Genomic DNA, 18,859 nt, shown 5'->3' on the forward strand with positions numbered 1-18,859 from the left:
TATTTTATTGTTGTCGAATTGATTTACAGACCTGCTACAGCTTTTAGCTGTTTCTGTTTTATCAGAATGGCTTTTGCCCGGAGCTTCACCAGTTTTAGTTTTTTGCCTTGGTCTATATTGATGGTCTTAGCTTTTGTAGTAGCTTTTTTCTGCTTGGCTAACCTCTGAGGAAATTCCTTCTTATCCTGCTCAAACATCTCCATCGCTTCTTTGGTCACGCTATCACCGTTATCATTCCGTTTTGACCCTTTCTCCAGATATTCTTCAAAATAGTTCCGGGGTACTTTAACCGATAAGCTGAATCGCTCACCTAGCAAATTCAATAACTTGGACATTTTCTTCTCTGATACCGAAGCTTTCATATTGCCTGATACCATTTCAAAACCATCCCGGCTATTCTCCAATAGCTTCACCACTTCCTTATCCGTATAAATTGGTATATGGCTCTTGGTTTTTGGCATGATAACCTTGAAAGTATCATCGTAATGGCGAACAATACTAATCTTGTTTTCAGTACTGATGGTAGCTCCACTTCGCAAACTCATGATGTGCTTTTGCAGTTTGGCGATGGGTGCAACCACATAACTATTGGAGTTCTTTTCAGTTTCATCCGGTGACCATGCCTCTGACATCAATATTCCCTTTTGAACACCTCGACCTTTGGTTGTATAGCTTACAAGTTTGCCGGAAAAGTCAGCCGAACCTTGAAGGATATTCCCAGTAATGATGTAGCGAACTTGTCTGTCCTGAGTAAAATTTTTAATGGCTTCATCCCACTTGCCAATCAGGCTTTCCTTTTGTGGAGTGCTTAATTGAAAACTACGAGCCTGAATACGCTCAATTTCTTTGGCTGTATCTCCCGATGCAGGAAGTACGATGTACTTACGGCTATCAGAAATGGCGAAACGAAGTTTTACAGCCGATGGCGCATAAGGATTGTTCCGTTTGGGGTTAATATCAAAACCAAGAAAGATACAGTAGGAATTATCGCTGCTTTCATTCTCAAAACTCAATGCCGGGTAGAAATAACCATGACCAATTTTAAAGAACTTGAAAAAAGCATTCAGGTAGTTCTTACGGTTCTGGCTTTGCGTTTTAACCTGCGTAATCTTTTCCTGTTTGGCATCTTCCAGTTCCTCTGTTCGTTCTGACATGTACTCGTTTTGAGCTGCCTTGTCGAATACTGGAATTTTCTGGAATGCTTTTTCGTTGGGAATGTCAGCAATCAGCTCTTTGTATTTGGTTTCTACCTCCTTTAAATCCTCTGCAAGTTTGTTTTGCACAAGCTTTTCATGCGCTGCAATTGTGTCTTCTGAAATACTGTCCGGGTGTTTGCCATTCAGGTGCTTTTTAATCAGCTTCTCCAGTTCCGGTTTACCGTAGGGTTTCTTCAATACGTTACATTCACACTTTTCCAAGAATGTATCATTACCGAAAACTGAACGGCCACCTTTTCCTGCAATCACAACCCGCTTATCCAGTGTTTGTGCTTTCAGGTTCAGGATTTCAACTTCAAGGTCGTATTCATCGGCTTGTTTCAGGTACTCAACGTAATCGTTGTATCGCTCAATGACCTCATTGTAGAACTTCTCCTGTTCCTTTACCGACAATACCGCCACTCGTCCGGTTACTTTGGAAGCATCACCTTCTGATGGTGTTTCATCGCTTTCTTTACCTTCAAATTTCAGAGGATTATCCAAAGCTTTGTTTAGTTCCGGATTCTCCAACATATACTGGCGAACCACCTTATCACCGTATTTATTCAGGAAGTCATCTGATTCCAGTTGTGATTTGCTGCTTTTCTGGTTGGAAGTGGTATTGGCATCCAATGATTTCAGCTTCTTTTTAAGCATCATCATAAAACGCTTTTGTGCCGGAATAGACGAAATAATGTAATCGTAAATTGGTTTCATTATTTGCCCGGTACGGTTGATACGACCACGCTTCTGAATTTCAGTATTGATATTCAGTTCTGGTTGAAGTATAACCATCACACGCTGCTTTACCTGTTCGGCAGGTACTTTATCGGTGACAATGGCATGAGCTGAAGCCCCGGTTGAACCACTCTGGTTAATCAGTAAGCAATCAATTTCATTGTCGTTGAATCTACGGAACAGGTCTGCTGTATTTTCTTTTTTACGGCTCATCACCAAAGCTGTTGTATTCTTGGCATTGGTTGAATTGTATTGCACACAAAGCTTACGTCCGGTAACTTCACCAACGGTATAACCTGCTTCTTTAATTTTCTGGATAATTAAATCCAAAGGGCTAATGGTGATTCCGGTGGAAGCCTTTTCAATTCGTCTGATAATATCACGGTATGCAAATTGAGCCTCTTCCGATAAATCTGCAATATTGAAAGCTTTACCTTCCGATTGACCGTCAATGTCCTTTTCCGTATAGCGAAGAACTGAATCCAGACCTCTCTCCAGAACAGTAGAGAAGTCCGCATTAATTACATCGTCCGGTTTTGCCATTCCTTCCAGAAAGCTTCCCATTGTGGATGCAAAAGCAATGATTGGCTTCTTACCATCCTTTAATCTCTGGATGGCATGTTCAGCCACATCGGAAGCATTGATACTAAACAGCAATTGGTTAATGACATTAAAAACCTTTGAGAAGTATGGTATATTATCAACTCCGGCTTTTTCTGTTCCTTTCCGTGTTTCAACCTCCTTACTTTCGGCTGCTGCAACCTTATCAAGTTGCTCAACTTGTTTGTTAATGTACTTTTCCTGAAAGCCGATTATATCCCGGATAATGGCTGTGACCTTATCGGCAATATCCGCTTGTTCCTTTGCCTTTTCTTTTAGCTCAATGTAGTTGACTTCCACCCCTTCAAAAGAACGTTCACGCCTAATCATTTGCCCTTCGGAAACCAACTGTGCTGCCAAAATTTCCTGTAATGCCACACCACCCTTTGAAATGGCTTCCACCAAATCTTCTTTGCTCATATTGGCATCACTCATGGATGTCTTTTGAGCATAGATGGGCATGTTATCCGGTCGCTTGGCAAAGGTTGCCGATAAGAAACAAACACCTTTAGTCTGGCGAAGTACACCCTGCATAAACTCCCCGGTATTGGAACTACCGGAAGCATTGTGCGCTTCATCCATAATGATAATGCTGCCATTACTGGTAGCACTTAAAAACAATTGCTTTGCAGGTTTCTTAGGCTGATTAAATTGGGAATAGGTAGCACATACAAAGTTGTAATTGCCCGGCACTTGTTGGCTTTTGATAATTCGTTCCTGAGCTGGTTTTTCAGGAGCCGTATAAACAATCTCACCGCTTTTATCCTTTATATGTGTTTTGCTCTCCTTGGTGTTAACTATAAACGGCACAAGTGCAGAGCTTCCAATATCTGATAAATCCCGGTATAAGTCTGTAAACAGGTTGGGCTTCTCAGACAGGAATACAGGTTGCATTCCCTGCTTTACTCCATAGCGGATTAAAGCTGCTGCCGTTCGTCCTTTTCCTATTCCGGTCTGGTCACCAACAATAATTCCCTGACCACGCTTTTCAATGTTATATATAGCTAGAGATACCGCATCTACTTGTTCAGCTGAAAGGGCTTTTACCAATTCATCGTTTTGATAATCGAGCTTTTCTGCAACGTAGTCAAACAATGGCATTCCAATACTTTTCTTGACTTTGCGAATGGCAATGTGCATTTCATGTCCCATTGAATCCGGAACCGTTGTATCCAGAATAAATCCTTTTTCGGCTGCCGGGATATATGCCATTCCCAGACCTTTCGTACCCAACATACCTTGCAGGTATTCATGTTCGTTCTGAGCCAGTTTTTGAGTGCGGACAAAACACTTGTTATCCTTAGTTGAAAAGCCCAATTCGATTAACCGGGAGACAATATGTTTTTGTGGTTTTCGACTGAATTTTACTGTTATGCTGTTTTTCTGGAATTTAATTTCGGACTTCATATTGCTTTTGTTTTAGAAGGATGGCTTTAGCTCTCAACTTAACTAAGCTCAATTGTTTATTATTCGTATTATTTTGGGGGTTCTCCAACCAAACTCTATCCCAGAGTTCTTCATGGCTATTCACCATGGTGCTGTGGAGTTTATTCTTTAGTGGAGCTGCACCTTCGGGTTTGAATTTTGCTCCATCAATCAGTATTAACCGGGTGTTGAATGATGTTCCCTGACGAGAATAAAGCTTCTTCCCATTGATGGGGATTATATCTTCCACATTGTAAAAGTGATACAGGTAGTTCAGGAAGATTCTGTGTTGTCCGGCTGATACCCGGTCATGTTTATCCCATGAGGTATGACCACCAATGATAATAGCTGCCTTGCCATCATCCTTCATGCAACGCAAGGCATTTAAAGCCATTGCATGTTCCAATCTCTTGATTTTAAACTTTCCAAATAATTCAGGTTGAGAAAGTGAACCGAAAGGAGGATTGGTTATTACACCATCAAATTTTCTATCGTAAGCAAAAGGTGGTTTTACTGCATTCCAACTGCTTACTTTGGCAAAAGGTTGTTCTTTAAGGTTGTCTAGCCTGACATCATCCAGTTCATTAACGTAAGTTTGATGATACGGCAAAGCGATGGTCAATAATCCATTACCTGCCGATGGCTCTAAATACAATGAATCATCATTGGTATTTCTAACATAACTCGATGCCAAAAACGAAATGGGTGCAGGTGTTGAATATTGCTGCATCAATACGCTCATACTTGTACGCATTGACAAATTAACCTGAGACTGGTAAAGGGCTACAATATCAAGGTATTTCTCATAAGTGGTCAGCGAATTGTCGTGCGCTATCTCTCGTGCATTCAGGACTATTGCCAGTTCGGTGTATTCTTTAACCAAGTTTTTATTGGTTATGCCGAAGCCTTTAGCAATACTTTCAATAGTGGTTTTAGAGTGCTTACGACCAATAAGCAAATCCTCACGAATCCTTGATATGTAGCCTTTCTTATCCATTAATATTTACATGATTGAATGAGCTAAATAGAAAAGACCAATAAATATCTCTGCCGATAATGTGAGTTCTAAGCACCAAATACGCTTATCCGAAAAGGCACTTGCAAAAAGGGCAGATATACCAATCAGGATTGTATAATTGATATATCCAAAGCTGAAATGATAACTTAATCCAAGAAGTGTAAAACCGCCAATGGCAAAGAAGTAATGTGCTATTCGGATTATCAGGTTTCGCTTGAAATCTGAAAATACACCAACCATAAATATGCCAGAACCTCCGGCAATAACCATCCAATCAGGGCTTCCTTTAATGAAGATTCCGGTTGTAATAATTGCCAAACCACAAATCCACATTACAATTTCAAATACAAGCTTGTAAGGCTTTTGTAAAAAGTAATTGCTATCAGAAATAGACTTCCGGATTCCATGAACTGCAATTATCGAAGTGAGATACACCACTAATGAAATAAAAGCCGTGAATAAACTTCCTAATACTAATGCTTTCATAATTATTGGAGTGTAATGGTTTTATCAGTTTCATCTGTAAATCTCAACTTCAGGTTATTCCCGGCCACATCAACCGAAAGACTTTCCACATCTGCATCCACAAAGTTTTTCATGAAGTTGATTTGGAAGTTCAGTATCTCAGCCAGTTTTGCTTCCCAATCCTCTCCAGAAAAGATTCCGGAATCAGCATATACCTGTAAGAACTTTTTAAGGAAGTCCGGTATGTTTTGCAGGTTTGTATCCCAATCTGCACCAACAGTAGCGTTTTCTGCTACACTTGCCAGTTTATCTTCATCGACCTGTGGATAGCTACGTTTTTGTGTATTAGCTTCAATTGCTGCTGCCTGTTCCGGTGAAATGGTAACTGGTTTATTCTGCACATTCGTTTCCCAATCTGCTCCGGCAGTTGCATTTTCCTCAATCCCTGCCAACTTATCGGCATCTACTTGTGGATAGCTTACCTTTTGTGTATTGGCTTCAATGGCTGCCGATTGTTCTGGAGAAATGGTAACAGGTTTGTTCTGCAAATTTGTTTCCCAGTCTGCACCAACCGTAGCATTTTCTTCAATTCCGGCAAGCTTCTCGGCATCTACCTGTGGGTAGCTATTCTTTTGGCTATTGGTTTCAATAGCTGCTGCCTGTTCCGGTGAAATGGTAACTGGTTTATTTTGTATGTTGGTTTCCCAGTCAGCGCCAATAGTGGCGTTTTCTTCAATCCCTGCCAACTTATCAGCATCCGCTTGTGGATAGCTTACTTTTTGGGTGTTGGCTTCGATTGCTGCTGCTTGTTCCGGAGAAATCGTTACAGGTTTATTCTGTAAATTCGTTTTCCAATCTGCTCCAACTGTGGCATTTTCTTCAACCCCGGCAAGCTTATCTTCATCTACCTGTGGATAGCTTCGCTTTTGAGTGTTGGCTTCAATTGCTTCGGCTTGTTCCGGTGAAATGGTTACAGGTTTGTTCTGTACATTGGTTTCCCAGTCTGCGCCAACCGTAGCATTTTCCTCAATCCCTGCCAACTTATCAGCATCTGCTTGTGGATAGCTCACCTTTTGTGTATTGGCTTCGATGGCTGCCGATTGTTCAGGTGAAATGGTAACAGGCTTATTTTGTAAATTCGTTTCCCAATCTGCGCCAACGGTGGCGTTCTCTTCAATACCTCCAAGCTTATCTTCATCTGCTTGTGGGTAGCTGCGTTTATTGTTGTTGGCTTCAATATCGGCTGCTTGTTGTGGAGAAATAGTTACAGGTTTATTCTGCACATTGCTTTCCCAGTCTGCACCAACAGTAGCATTCTCCTCAATACCTGCCAGTTTATCTGCATCGTTTTGCGGATAGCTTCGCTTTTGAGTGTTTGCTTCTATAGCTGCCGATTGTTCCGGAGTAATGGTAACAGGCTTATTCTGTACATTTGATTCCCAGTCTGCTCCGGCTGTGGCGTTTTCCTCAATCCCTGCCAACTTCTCTGCATCTTGCTGTGGGTAGGAGTTCTTGCGGTTATTGGCTTCAATAGCAGTTACTTGTTCCTGAGTGATAGTAGTTGGTTTGTTCTCCAATTGCTCAAAATCGCTAGTCAGGTTCATGTCGTTTTCCAACTGCGAAAACTTGGTTGGAACAGCAATGTCGATGTTACCATCAGGACGAGTTACAAAACCACCATGAATCTCTACACCTCCATTAGGCATATACACCGGGCTTTTCTCTGAGATAAGTAAGTCCTCTACATTTCCGGCAATAATCATCCCACCACTTAATGAGCTTACAATGGTCTTTGGTCTGAAGTCCGGTGCAGATTTACTTCTTGCAATATTAATAAACGAACCAACCGATGCTTTATCCAGAATGGAATCCTCCACATCCCGGTTCATCTTGAAATAAGTATCGGAAAATACAATCTTATTATAGCCCCGGTCAAATACGCATGACTGGTTGACCTTGGCATCAAAACAACAATCATCAATGTTGGTAGTACTGTTCAGGTAAGCAATTGCACCGTTTGAGGCATCAGCATATTCAAAACGAATATCAGAGAAGTTCACGGCACTATTGTAAATCTCAATGGCTCTGTCACTTTGAAAAATGACTGGTTTCACATACGTTCCTAACGAACCATCAACTTTGTTGCTAAGTGACTTAATGTTGATTTGGTAGGAGAAATCACGAAGTACTAAGAACGTTCCTAAGTCGTTAATGAAAATACCATCTTCAAACATGATGTCGATACTTGCTTTCTCGTTTGTATGGTATTTCAATGCTTTTGGCAGTGTATCAAATAAGCGTTGTAGTTTTGAGAAAGGCGTACCTGAAGGAATAATAATCGCTTTTTCGTCAAGGTCGTATTCAAACCCGGTAATCTCTTGGTCTTTACTCATATCAAACACACCCTGAAACACTTTATATTGTCCGTGTTCCATTCCCAAATAAGCGTAATGACCATCCGAAGCCCATTCGCCTTTTTTCAATAACGGTGGGGTTGTTCCCCTAAACATCTTGATTGTTCCCATATGTGAAGTCCTTTCTTGTTTTGTAAATCTTTAATAATTCCCTCTTTGAGGGCTATATCATTGAATAAGCCCTGTCAAACAAGTCATTGCTGACGTAATTACCTCCATTTTCAACCCTAGCGATGGATAGTACTAAAAGGCGAAGCGTATTCTTAGTAGGCAATAGCTTTGCTGTTTTGCTCACCTTTAAATCCTTGCAAACCGTGTTGATATAAGCTGCTGTATTGTTCTCGAATTTGGGTGCGTATTCCTCGATGAGAGCCGGAACCGTGTTCTTGCCCTTTTCAATATCGTGCTTGAGGTCTTTTATCATGGCACGAACACCATAAACTGGAGCTATAAACATTTCAAACCGTCTGTCTTTATTCTGCTCCTTGGGTAGTTTTCCGTTCCACTTGATTTTGGTGTAAATCAGGTTACCCGGATTGTTATTGCGGATTCCCCTTGGTGCATTGGACAGGTAGTTGTTTCCACCGTTCCAGTTTTGAAAGTTCGATGGTAACGTATTGTTGTTTGTAGTCAGAATGTTTGCCGGACGTGTATCAGAACCACTTGGGGGCAATAGTCCACGCTTACGCCTGTTTCTTCTGCGAATCAGTAAAACGCTTGTAACTATTGCCCCGGTGGTTAACACCCCTCCCGAAATAAATAATATCTTCTTTTGCTTCTTATCCATAGTTGTATTGGTGTTTAGAGAGGAATGCCCCAACTATCGAACTTGGGCTTAATTTTAGCAATCTCTTTATCATCTAACTCAAAGCGTAGCCAGCCAATCAGGTTGTAATTTTGACCAAGAAAGGCTGCACGAGTACCCCAGAGGTACATCTTCATACCAAAGGCTTTTATCACCAGTAGCATGTCATCCTTGGTCTGGATTTTATCAATGGTGCTGTAAATGGTCTTTTCATCCGTACCAAAATCAAGCATTGCACTATAGAGTGTATTGGCAAACAAAGCTGCATCGGAAGGCGTAATGGTCAGGTTTTCCTTTTGGAGTACCATATCCTTTAAAGACGGAGCAACCGTTGATGATGTTCCATCAGGGTTACGCTTAAACATCTTGCGGATGGCGTAAACGCCCACGCCGATAGCCAGTACCGGAACGCCGATTCGTATTCCCGAACTGATTAATGCTGCTTTATTTGCTGTACTTAAATCCATTAGATAAACCTTAGTGCCTTTTTAACTATGCTTGGATTCTTTGCTACTTTGGTCAGAAGCTTGATAATATCTTCCTGCTCAACTTTGTTGACTGCATTTTGAATCAGGTTGCCTACTTCCTTTACTTTCTCCGGCTTTTCAGCCTCGATGGTGATTCCTATTTTGAATTTTCTCATAATCGTATGCTTTTAATGTTATTCTTGTTCTATTTCGGTTGATTCCTCCTGAACCCCTTGCATGGATTGATTCAGGAACATGAGTGTTTTGTTGATGAGTTCAGCCCGGTCAAGGCATAACCCAACAATATTGGCAATCTTAGCTACATCTTCCAGTTCCCATGTTAACAGGGCATCTGAAAGGTTCTTGATAATCGTTGCCTTTTGCTTTTCTTCCGGTGTTTGCGGAGAGCCGACTTCGCTAATCTCGACATAGGTTTCCGGGATGGATTGTGTTTCTTCAGAATTGTCTTCTACCAGACCTAAAGCTCCTTTTAGTTCTTCCGGTGATAAACCAAATAGTTCTGCCGTTTTGGGACTGTTGCTCAATATTTTTGTGCCAATACCAGATACAACGCCTATGGCAACACGTTTCATCAGCTCGTTGGGGGCATAACCTGCCAAGCGTTGCTCTAAATCTGTTTTCTCACGTTTCAGCTCTTGGTTCTCATTATTGAATTGGTCACGCTCCACACGAAGCTCTGTGTTTTCATTACTCAGCTTCTCATACTTCTCCTGAAGCATATTGTAGCGTGTCTCAAACTTGAAATCATCCAACTGCTTTTGGTAGCCTATTCGCTCTACTTCCTTGTTGTTGCCGGATAAGGCATTGAATAAACCGAACAAGCCTTCTATGTCATTTCTGGCATTTTCATCTTTCACCAGTCCCAATAAACCGCCAAGTCCAATGCTCGGAGTGCTGTTCTCCTCATTCATCTTCTTAACTTCTTCTTTTACCAGAATCTGAATGTCTGCTTTTTCAATGGGGGGTTTTGGCGGATTCATCAAACCACTTACGTTAACTGTGTAAGTGTTTAATCTTCGTGCATTGGGGCTTTTTCCACCAAACACGTAAACTTTCAATGTTCCGTGTGCTTGCTTTGCTTTTTCAACGGCATTTTCAATATCCTGATTAAAGGATGAAGTACCGGAAGTTCTTGATGTCAATGCCGTTTCATCAACTCCGGTTAAAAGGTAAATCTCGTAAGCGTAAGGGTACTTTTGCTGTTCCTCCGAACGCTTGATAAAATCGTATATGCTTTGTATTTGCTCTCTAAAGTCCAACATATCATTATTAATTTCGGTGTGGGATAATCTTTACAAACTCCAAGCGGTAAGGCTTAAAGCTCTCTGTATTGGTTTTAATGTCGATGTAATCGGTAAAAACCTGATAGCGGTATTCGTCCATGAACTCGTATTCTTCGGGTGTTGCGGTGAATACATTGTCGGAGCTTACCAGTTCCATTTCTTCGATGCTTCCGGGCAATCCTTTGGTGTTCAGAATCCACATGTCATTCTTTAAATCCAATGTTTGATTGGCTTCTGTAACACGAATGACCGTTGGTTTTAACTGGTAACTATCAATGGTTCGCATTCCGGCAATACGGTCTTTAGCGATGGTATGTAGTAACTCACTCGTGTTCATATTCAATGTAAATTCTAAGGGTTAAAGTGTTGTTGTCACTGTTCTTATTGCTCTTGAAAACCGTATGGATATTGCTGTTCACTTCCAAAGGTTCATGGAAAGGAATAATCTCTTTTATCATGTGACGTACCTTGCGGTTGGCTGTCACCATGTAATCACGAAGCAAGAAGCTGTTGCCGTTTACAAGCAAACTGATATTACCACATTCATAAGGTTCAGGACGTTTGTATTCCTGTTTGATATGCAAAAACACATCTTCACGTTTTTTATATGCGAACATCAAGGTGTGTTGGGCAATCAAATCGGCAAATTCCAGATTGTTCAGGTATTTACCTTTCTCATACAAACCAACTGTACCATAGAGGTAATCCGTAAATTCGTTGTTGAATGTGTCGGTGATGTTTTGCTCCAGTTCTTCCTGTTCAACAGCACTCAAACACGTGTATTTGATATTCTGACTTAATATCCGTGTGATTTCAGGAAGCATATCACTTACGAAGTAAGCCCGGCTGTCTTCCTCACTTGAACGTGTTCGTAAGTAGGAATAAAACAGGTCAACAATGCTATCCTGTTCCAGTAAATCGGTTATCAGGTGCTTTGGGAATGACAACAACTCGATTACATCCTCTAACTGACCATCCTGTTTTGCCGTAGCGTTTACAGCAATTCCGGTAATTAACTTACAAGATGCAGGTAGCAAGTCCTGAACGTTAATGTGACTATTGTCCTTTGATTGGTGGGATATAACAAAGTATCGTTTCATCTCGATGGGGGTGATAAATTTTACTTGTTTACTTCGGCTAACAGGTACACACGAACATCATAGCTATCGCTTACAGCAAGGTTTTCGCTATTGTCTTTGTAGATGATTCGTACCGGGCTGTTTTTGGCTTTCTCATCCACCGGAAAGGCAACATCCTGAATACTCATATCATCATTGTGATGTAGTAGTGCCACTTCGGTATCGTCCGGGATGATTTCCGTATCATCAATCCAAACCCTTAGAGTTGCACCCGGCAAAGCTTGTTGGTTCGACAAACGAAGAAAGATGCCCTTAATGCGATCATGTTCCGTTTTTGTATTACCGTTAAACTCGAAAGTCTGACCTTTCTTAACCTCAAACTTTACAACCTGTAGTTTCTTTATATTCTCTTGTGCTTCCATTCGTAATTAATTAGGAAAGAAAGGGAACGGCAGAAATACCGCCCCCTTTGCGATTATGAACAAACTCAGTTACTATGCTTTCTCTGTGATAGTACCCAATAGCGTTACCTTAACGGCAGGGTTAAACACCTTATCTCCGTTATTGATAGCCTTTGGCATGTTCAGCTTTGGCGTAATGTCCATAGATGGTTTTAACCATTTTGGATTTGCCAGTTTGTATTGGAACTTACGCTTGGTCGTATCGGTATCATCGAATACGGCACATGAGATTTCAGGCATGATTACCTTAGTTCCCAAGGTCATTTCAAACGTACCGTTCAGAATTTGCGGTGGCAACGCAAACTGACCGAATGCAAAATCCGCCGGGTCAATATCTTCCTCCGATGCTCCGTGAGCGTACTCCAGAACAATGTCAGTTAACAAGAAGTACTTTCCGCTATCCAATTGCGCACGATTCAGGTTGGTACGTCCTGATTTCTTATCGTCTGATGCTTCCATCAAATCAATATCGGACTTATCCTTAATGCTCTTTACCGTGTAGATAGCTGCATCAACGGTTTGCATACGTGCATCTTTCAATGCCTTTTGAATCTCAGGTGGCAATTGCTGTCTGCGAAGCTCAAACTGACCTTTGGAAGTCAGGTTTCTGGTTAAACCAGTTTTTACAGCAACGCTTCTCGCACCTGCATTGTACGACCTGCGGACAGAACGTTTGCGACTGCTACGTCTGCGTGAACGTCTGGCTCTGCGCCTGCTTCTACGACGTGAACGACCTAAATCACCAATACCATCAACGGCATCGTCTTGGTCTTCCTCTTTTTCTAATGCGTCCTCTTCTTTATCAAGAACCGCTTCTTCTAAACCTTCAACCTCTTCCATTGAAGGATACAAATCATTTTGCTCATTAATTTCTGCCATGATTTTACTCTCTTTTGTATTATTAAAAATTGATTAGTTCAAATTGTATCAAAGGCTGATGGAACTATGATTCCATCATATCGCCCGAAAAGATGTCGTAGTCCATGCTGTCCGGGTCAAGGTTGGTAATCTTGCCAACTGCTTCTTCCTCGTCATCATCCGAACCAATTGGCTCATCTGACATGGAGAAGTCTTTAGCTGCGCTACCCATAGGTTCATCGCTCATGCTAAAATCACTTGCTGCACCAGAAACCGAAGCTTGGATTTCTCTTTCGATGTCAATATCTGCTGCCGGAAGAGCTTGAGTTACCGGATTCAATGCCTGTAGTCCATCCACTTCCTCGTAATCGGTGTATTCGTCACCCATTAAACCTTCCAGTCCTTGAAGGATGGTTTTACCAGTCGCTTTTTTCACGATGGATTCCACACCTGCACCTGCTGCACCTACCAGACCAATTTTGACGTATTCATTCTTGGTGAACTGTGTAACAACCAAACTACCCATAGTAACCGCTGCCGGAACGATGTAGGTTTTCATGTCCGACCCCAATAGACCGCTTACCGTTGGGCTCTTTTCAAGCTTTTTAAGTGCATACTTACCAACAGCAAACCCTGCTACGGCAGCAATAGGCTTGCCTATGTTGTTGGTGGCTTTCATAAAGTCAATCTTTGTGGCGGTTGACCTTGTTCTTGCACGAGTTTGACTCGTAGTTTTTTTAACTGCCATGTTTCTAATTTTTATTTATTGAATTGCATTTGTTATTGAAGCGAGATGCTTCCCAATGATTTCTTCTCTGTGGATTTCTTAGGAGTTGACTTGCTCTTTGGCTCATCATTCTTGCGGAACATGAAATAAGCTCCGGTTCCAATTAATGCAGCCACTCCCAGACCGATTCCGATTTTAGCCCCTTTACTCATGCCTTTCTTCGGATTTACCGTTGCAGGTACACTTACTGACTTTTGCATGGGTACAACCGGGGTGATTGGAGTGGTTACATGCGGAACACTAATGTTCATAGGACTGATGGGTGTCATTGGTGTTAATGGCTGAACCATATTCTGTGTGTTGTATGATTGCGTATCTGTTGACTGTGGAGCTGCTTGTCTGTTTGGAGCAACTTTGTTTTTGATTTTGGTAAAGATGTTTTTTACTGGTTTGAGCCAACTTTTGATTTTAGCCAGAACTCCGGTAGCTGCACCAACCGATGCTGCTGTAGCAACGGCACCCATTTGTCCCAGTTCTGCCAATTCACCAATGGATTCCAGACCTTTTAAATCGGCTAATAAGCCATCCATGCCCTTTAAGGAGAAGTCGGAACTTTTTTGTTTTGCACCTTTTAAAATGGCTTTTCTCAGGTTCTTTTCTTTACCCTGTAATCCTTTAAAGAGCTTGCGAACCCGATTATGACGTTTCTTTAAATCCTTTAATTTCTTTGCATCAATATTATGCTTAGTTGCAAGCTTATCCGGTAAGTAGGCGTATTGAAGTTTCTTGGCAATGCCAAACATATTCAGGCGTAAGGCTACCAATAATCCGTTACGAATGGCTATTGACAGAGGATTAAAACGAACAACCGCCTTAACTACTTTCTTGGCTACTTTACCAATTTTCTTACCTACACGTTTAATGGCTCTCCAAAAACGACCTCTTCGCTTTCTTCTGCCTAGACCATCCATTTCATTTTCTAAATCGTCAAATTCCAGTAGCCCTTCAACGGCATCAACATCGTATTTAATCAATCCTTTTTCTGCAAGAGCTTCTTCAATATCCGCCAGTTTATCCAGTACTTTTTCTCGTTGTGGAGTGTGCCAGAACTTAATGGCTTGGTCGAGCATACTAATGAACTGGTCAGGATTCTGTATGTGAGCCATCTTACCTTTATTCTCCTTGCTTTTATGCAAGAAGTTACGGGTTCGCTTGAGGTAGTTTAATGTGGCTGCATCCGGGTCACCAAGTCCGTTGACTGTATCTTCAAAGTCAATACCCGAAACAATGGCCATAAGGTCGGCATCATCATTTGCCATGCTTCCCCCGGCATAATCTATTCCTGATAAAGCATAGATTGGTAAGCCCAAAGAAGTAGAACCTGTCAATCCATCAATACCATGAACACCTGCAACCAGTTGAAGTGGTGACATATTAAAGTCAGACTTTTCAAAGCTGTATGGTTTCTGGTAGTCAAATTTGGAAAGTACCGGGTCAATGATAATCTCGTCTTCGCTATCGCCAATGGCAGGAACAAAGACATAGATATGCTGAAAATTCCTTTTACCATCATATTTGGTAATTCTGAACTTGAATGGAACGCCCAGACATTTTAGGATAGAACCCACAAAAATGCTGTAATCATCGCAATCAATACCGGATGACGTTTTGCCCTGCTGCTTGAACCTGATTTGACCATCTAGCCAACTTCGGGCAGGTGTACGAAGTTGTTCCGTTCCGTTTTCATCTTTGTGATATTGCAGGTAGGAGTAGGAAAAATCAAAGATGTTCCGGCAGGTACTTTTCAGTGAATCGCCTTGCAGCATTTTAGCCAGTTCTTCAACTTCGAGATAGTGTTCAGCAACCAAGTCAATACAACTTTCAACGGTTTCCAGAACATTACCGTTCTTTACAAATACATCTTTGCCGGATGCTTTTTTTATGAGGTGATTGTATTTGCGACCGTCTTTTGTATTACGAGGGCCGGAAACAATACCCAATTCTCCCAATGCTAATCCGCTCATGTTATCGTCTGTTAAATTTTGCGTAGTGGTAATAGTTTCCCCGTTCACGCTGATGGTTAGCGTAAAGTTCATATCGGCTTTAAGCTGCTGCGTGTTCTGAAGTGCAGCCATAGTCAAGCCTTTACCCATTAGATTCAGGTAAGGCACTTGAAATAAGATTTCCGGTTCTTGAGATTTGCCTGCCGGAATGGTCAGACCTTTAATATCAGGGGTGGAATAAGCGATTGCCGAACCTTTGTATTTGGCTACAACTTGGTTAACGGCTAAAGTGATTGGAGCTTTTGTAGGATTGTAACAGCGGAGTTTTACAGCAAACTGAACCTCTTGGAAGTCCAGTTTATGAATACGAAAACCAAGGAGTGCAAAGTTCATTCTTGCACCGGACAGGAGTTTCTTGCCTTTTTTAATCAGGTAAAAACCACCGCCAATGGCAGCTGCAACTGCTAATGTGCCTAATACTTTTTTTGTGCTTGCTTCCATAGTGGGAGCAAACATATTATATCAGGTTTTTAGTGCTAACGGATTGTATCGAACAGAAATGAAACGATAAGAATTGTTATGAACTAGAATGAAAAAGATGGGGAATATTAGCCCAATATTCTCTATACAAACCCCAAAAAGGTTCATTATACTCAAATTATTTATTTGATATTAGTTTAGTAATACCTTTCATTCCCTTTATCTTCATCAACCTATCAACTTTTTTCTGAAATTCTGATTCTGTATTATGGTCTTGAGGGAAATTCATTTTGTCAACTTCTGGCTTTGTTAAGATTAAGCTAATACCTTTCTTAATTTCTCTATCTGATGTTAAATCATAACAATAAGAGAATTCAACATTCCTACCATTATAATCATCATTTAATATTATTAAGAAATTATAAGTTGAGAAAAGTTCTAAATAACCAATTAAAAGCTTCTCCTTTTGGTTTCCTTTAATATATATTAAATGTGAAACTTCATCGCGACCTAACGAATGTATATTTTTATTATTTGGATAATAGTATTTTATTTTATTGTTCCATTCAAAATCTCCTTTTATGAACAAAGAAGCATCTGCAACTTCAGTAATCTCATTAGTTGAAAAAACATAAAAGTTTACGATTATTTTTGTAATTGCTCTAAATGCATCTTTTCCGGTTATGGCTGTAAACTTGTTTTCAAAAAATATTTCAACCTCCTTTTTACTGTTATCCCATTTTATCTGCTTTCGTATTTCATCTATATTAATATCGGGATTGTTCTTTTTTAAACTTCGTAAAATACCATCTTCTTGTCCTTTAATAAATTTTATGGATATTTTACCATTTTCCAATGTAGTTTGAATTGGTTTAGATGGTCTTTGCTCAACAGAACTGTTCTCTCCAATCAAATATTTATTACCCCCTTTGCTATAAGCTGCAATTTTAGGATTCTGGCCTCTATCTCTATTTACCGATAATAAGGTTGGAAGTGGTACTTGTTTTATTAGGGTCTTATCGATAGTCTTCCCAAATTTTTCATTCCAATAACTATTTAATAAATGAAATGATTTTAATTTGCCACCAAAAGCATTAGGAATAATATGCTCTAGAGATTTATTAGCTTTAGTAAGTTTTTCTTTACTCACATAACATGTCATATTCTTCGGGGAATAAACTCTTTTGAATTTCCCTTTCTCCCGGTGCTTTCCATATGATTTGTTGAATATTTTTCCTCGTCTCGTTTTTAAATCTCCTTTGCCCATTTTCAATAATTTACGAATACACAATTGCTACTTTTCTAGCCTTTCAAGAACATTACTTAATGTTGTAAAAGAATAGTGCATGTTCCCATGATTGTCTTTTTCTATTAGAAGTGTTGCCATTGGAGCAACATTTAGCATTGAATCGTCAAGACGATTAATCAGGTTTCTAAAAGTTAAAAATACATCAGGATCCCCCCATATAATTGGTAAAAGCATAAAAGGTATTTCTTTGTTATCTATTTCTAAAAATTGATCTCTGCTCTTAAGGTTTACCGTTTTTGCAATTATTTTTTCTTCAAATTTCTTCCTAAGAAAGCTTTCGAATTTTTCTTCTGTTTTATATCTACTTGGGTCGATGTTGTGGTAGCTAATAAAATCCATATATAAAGGAGTATTATCATCTTTACTATTGAATACAAAGTCTACAGTTTTGCCATTGGGTAATTCTTTTTCAATATCAATCAAATTGAACCCTTTTTTTAGAATAAAATGCGTGCCCAGTAGTTCTCCATAAAAATTCAGATACTGAAAATTAGTGCCAATTTTCTTATCTACAGCTAACATCATTTGAACAATTGCATCCTTTACTTTAGGCATTAAACTTGAATCAATTAGTTCTTTTATTTCCTTAACAATAGTTTCAATGTGTATGAGAAAAGAGGCATATCTATTCTTGGGATTCGGATCATTTTCTGCCAAAACAAGTAAGTCGTAAATACAATGAGGTCTATAATTTGTATTTGTAACTTCAATTTTAATTAACTGATTATATCTTTCCTTTACAGCATTAATTTTCTTCTTTAGCATTGAATCTTTAATCTCTGACAAGGAATAAATCTCAGGAATATATTTATTCAATTTTTGCTTAAAAATATTTAATTGTTCCTCAATTGTAGTTGGAGTATTCATCGTGTTTAGATTCTTTTATATTTCAATTTGCATTGAAAGTACTTAAAATTTTCACACATGTTTACTGCTAGATAAAAATGTATTTATAAAAGACAAAACTCATCAACTGTAATACAATAATGTTCTAAAAGTACTTCCAGTTGTTTATGATTAAAATATGGAGTATTGCTTTTGGGATAGTCTTTAAACAATCTTTGTTGCAAAGAAGGTGTTCTCCTAATTTCCTTGCGCAGCAACTGCATTGCAGATTCTGCATTAATGCTATCAGGGTACAGTTTTACAGCAAGCTCTTGTTTTAAAATAGTCCTGCGAATAATCATGGCTGCTGAATTAGGTAAGAAAATAAACGATGAAGCCACGAAAACATTTGAAAAAGCAAGCGAATTGAGTTCCTATCAAGTGCTTTGACTTCCTTTTTAGTGCTTTTTTGAATAACTGAACTGAATTCGAGTATATGCTGAGGATATATTACGGACTTTCTAATGTATTGCCAATTTTGTTGGGTACTTATTGAACTTATCGGATGAATGTAATAGTTCCAAGCAACAATAAGCCTATGGTGAAGGTGGATATTCCGGAGCATGTTGACCCCCTTCCCAAACGTTGGTTAAGGTTGTGTTTTAGCATGACATTCCGGCGGATG

General features: G+C 39.9%; 17 protein-coding genes. All 17 read right to left on the reverse strand.

Going from position 1 to position 18,859, the window contains the following annotated elements; all coding sequences use genetic code 11:
* Window positions 1-23 precede the first annotated feature (23 nt).
* The 17 genes from ACRD64_RS10430 to ACRD64_RS10510 all read right to left on the reverse strand — a co-directional run bounded on the left by ACRD64_RS10430 (window position 24) and on the right by ACRD64_RS10510 (window position 18,536).
* The gene (locus tag ACRD64_RS10430) at window positions 24-3,941 is read right to left on the reverse strand and encodes a strawberry notch-like NTP hydrolase domain-containing protein (protein ID WP_430933285.1); all 3,918 of its coding nucleotides are present in this window, start codon (window positions 3,939-3,941) and stop codon (window positions 24-26) included.
* Window positions 3,925-4,956, reverse strand: a complete 1,032-nt coding sequence (locus ACRD64_RS10435) for a hypothetical protein (RefSeq protein WP_430933286.1) — start codon at window positions 4,954-4,956, stop codon at window positions 3,925-3,927. Before ACRD64_RS10435 ends, ACRD64_RS10430 begins: the two co-directional genes overlap by 17 nt.
* A gap of 6 nt (window positions 4,957-4,962) precedes the next feature.
* Window positions 4,963-5,463, reverse strand: a complete 501-nt coding sequence (locus ACRD64_RS10440; protein ID WP_430933287.1) for a hypothetical protein — start codon at window positions 5,461-5,463, stop codon at window positions 4,963-4,965.
* Between the two features lie 2 nt (window positions 5,464-5,465).
* The gene (locus ACRD64_RS10445; RefSeq protein ID WP_430933288.1) at window positions 5,466-7,967 is read right to left on the reverse strand and encodes a hypothetical protein; all 2,502 of its coding nucleotides are present in this window, start codon (window positions 7,965-7,967) and stop codon (window positions 5,466-5,468) included.
* Window positions 7,968-8,019: 52 nt separating this feature from the next.
* Window positions 8,020-8,643: a hypothetical protein gene (locus tag ACRD64_RS10450; protein WP_430933289.1), complete on the reverse strand. Its 624-nt coding sequence runs from the start codon at window positions 8,641-8,643 to the stop codon at window positions 8,020-8,022.
* Between the two features lie 14 nt (window positions 8,644-8,657).
* Window positions 8,658-9,128 (reverse strand): hypothetical protein, encoded by a 471-nt coding sequence (locus ACRD64_RS10455; protein WP_430933290.1) that lies wholly within the window; start codon window positions 9,126-9,128, stop codon window positions 8,658-8,660.
* Entirely contained in the window at window positions 9,128-9,304 is a 177-nt protein-coding gene (locus ACRD64_RS10460) for a hypothetical protein (RefSeq protein WP_430811101.1), read from the reverse strand. The genes ACRD64_RS10455 and ACRD64_RS10460 overlap by 1 nt, the downstream gene beginning before the upstream one ends.
* 18 nt (window positions 9,305-9,322) lie before the next feature.
* Window positions 9,323-10,411: a hypothetical protein gene (locus ACRD64_RS10465; protein ID WP_430933291.1), complete on the reverse strand. Its 1,089-nt coding sequence runs from the start codon at window positions 10,409-10,411 to the stop codon at window positions 9,323-9,325.
* A gap of 7 nt (window positions 10,412-10,418) precedes the next feature.
* Complete coding sequence (locus ACRD64_RS10470; RefSeq protein ID WP_143302261.1) at window positions 10,419-10,769, reverse strand: hypothetical protein; 351 nt, start codon at window positions 10,767-10,769, stop codon at window positions 10,419-10,421.
* On the reverse strand, window positions 10,756-11,532 hold the full coding sequence (locus ACRD64_RS10475) for a hypothetical protein (protein ID WP_430933292.1): 777 nt from the start codon (window positions 11,530-11,532) through the stop codon (window positions 10,756-10,758). The genes ACRD64_RS10470 and ACRD64_RS10475 overlap by 14 nt, the downstream gene beginning before the upstream one ends.
* A 20-nt stretch (window positions 11,533-11,552) precedes the next feature.
* Window positions 11,553-11,933, reverse strand: coding sequence for a hypothetical protein (locus ACRD64_RS10480; protein WP_430811105.1), 381 nt, complete (start codon window positions 11,931-11,933; stop codon window positions 11,553-11,555).
* A gap of 72 nt (window positions 11,934-12,005) precedes the next feature.
* Window positions 12,006-12,851: a hypothetical protein gene (locus ACRD64_RS10485; RefSeq protein ID WP_430933293.1), complete on the reverse strand. Its 846-nt coding sequence runs from the start codon at window positions 12,849-12,851 to the stop codon at window positions 12,006-12,008.
* A 64-nt stretch (window positions 12,852-12,915) separates the two neighbouring features.
* A complete protein-coding gene (locus tag ACRD64_RS10490; protein ID WP_430933294.1) occupies window positions 12,916-13,578 on the reverse strand; it encodes a hypothetical protein in 663 nt (220 codons plus the stop codon).
* 32 nt (window positions 13,579-13,610) lie between these two features.
* A complete protein-coding gene (locus ACRD64_RS10495; RefSeq protein ID WP_430933295.1) occupies window positions 13,611-16,076 on the reverse strand; it encodes a hypothetical protein in 2,466 nt (821 codons plus the stop codon).
* A 142-nt stretch (window positions 16,077-16,218) separates the two neighbouring features.
* A complete protein-coding gene (locus ACRD64_RS10500) occupies window positions 16,219-17,307 on the reverse strand; it encodes a 30S ribosomal protein THX (protein ID WP_430933296.1) in 1,089 nt (362 codons plus the stop codon).
* A gap of 27 nt (window positions 17,308-17,334) precedes the next feature.
* Window positions 17,335-18,216 (reverse strand): hypothetical protein, encoded by an 882-nt coding sequence (locus ACRD64_RS10505; protein ID WP_430933297.1) that lies wholly within the window; start codon window positions 18,214-18,216, stop codon window positions 17,335-17,337.
* An 83-nt stretch (window positions 18,217-18,299) separates the two neighbouring features.
* Complete coding sequence (locus tag ACRD64_RS10510) at window positions 18,300-18,536, reverse strand: DUF4248 domain-containing protein (protein WP_430933298.1); 237 nt, start codon at window positions 18,534-18,536, stop codon at window positions 18,300-18,302.
* Window positions 18,537-18,859: the final 323 nt, after the last annotated feature.

Origin of the sequence: Saccharicrinis sp. 156 (genome assembly GCF_050589685.1) — a bacterium.
In the GTDB taxonomy this organism is placed as follows: Bacteria; Bacteroidota; Bacteroidia; order Bacteroidales; family Marinilabiliaceae; genus Saccharicrinis.

Bases quoted from the DNA above. Each gene is read 5' to 3' on its own strand.
- ACRD64_RS10455 (WP_430933290.1), bottom strand. From the start codon at position 9,128: ATGGATTTAAGTACAGCAAATAAAGCAGCATTAATCAGTTCGGGAATA.
- ACRD64_RS10440 (WP_430933287.1), bottom strand. From the start codon at position 5,463: ATGAAAGCATTAGTATTAGGAAGTTTATTCACGGCTTTTATTTCATTA.
- ACRD64_RS10475 (WP_430933292.1), bottom strand. From the start codon at position 11,532: ATGAAACGATACTTTGTTATATCCCACCAATCAAAGGACAATAGTCAC.
- ACRD64_RS10460 (WP_430811101.1), bottom strand. From the start codon at position 9,304: ATGAGAAAATTCAAAATAGGAATCACCATCGAGGCTGAAAAGCCGGAG.
- ACRD64_RS10505 (WP_430933297.1), bottom strand. From the start codon at position 18,216: ATGAATACTCCAACTACAATTGAGGAACAATTAAATATTTTTAAGCAA.
- ACRD64_RS10450 (WP_430933289.1), bottom strand. From the start codon at position 8,643: ATGGATAAGAAGCAAAAGAAGATATTATTTATTTCGGGAGGGGTGTTA.
- ACRD64_RS10490 (WP_430933294.1), bottom strand. From the start codon at position 13,578: ATGGCAGTTAAAAAAACTACGAGTCAAACTCGTGCAAGAACAAGGTCA.
- ACRD64_RS10470 (WP_143302261.1), bottom strand. From the start codon at position 10,769: ATGAACACGAGTGAGTTACTACATACCATCGCTAAAGACCGTATTGCC.
- ACRD64_RS10500 (WP_430933296.1), bottom strand. From the start codon at position 17,307: ATGGGCAAAGGAGATTTAAAAACGAGACGAGGAAAAATATTCAACAAA.
- ACRD64_RS10480 (WP_430811105.1), bottom strand. From the start codon at position 11,933: ATGGAAGCACAAGAGAATATAAAGAAACTACAGGTTGTAAAGTTTGAG.
- ACRD64_RS10510 (WP_430933298.1), bottom strand. From the start codon at position 18,536: ATGATTATTCGCAGGACTATTTTAAAACAAGAGCTTGCTGTAAAACTG.
- ACRD64_RS10485 (WP_430933293.1), bottom strand. From the start codon at position 12,851: ATGGCAGAAATTAATGAGCAAAATGATTTGTATCCTTCAATGGAAGAG.
- ACRD64_RS10445 (WP_430933288.1), bottom strand. From the start codon at position 7,967: ATGGGAACAATCAAGATGTTTAGGGGAACAACCCCACCGTTATTGAAA.
- ACRD64_RS10465 (WP_430933291.1), bottom strand. From the start codon at position 10,411: ATGTTGGACTTTAGAGAGCAAATACAAAGCATATACGATTTTATCAAG.
- ACRD64_RS10435 (WP_430933286.1), bottom strand. From the start codon at position 4,956: ATGGATAAGAAAGGCTACATATCAAGGATTCGTGAGGATTTGCTTATT.
- ACRD64_RS10430 (WP_430933285.1), bottom strand. From the start codon at position 3,941: ATGAAGTCCGAAATTAAATTCCAGAAAAACAGCATAACAGTAAAATTC.
- ACRD64_RS10495 (WP_430933295.1), bottom strand. From the start codon at position 16,076: ATGTTTGCTCCCACTATGGAAGCAAGCACAAAAAAAGTATTAGGCACA.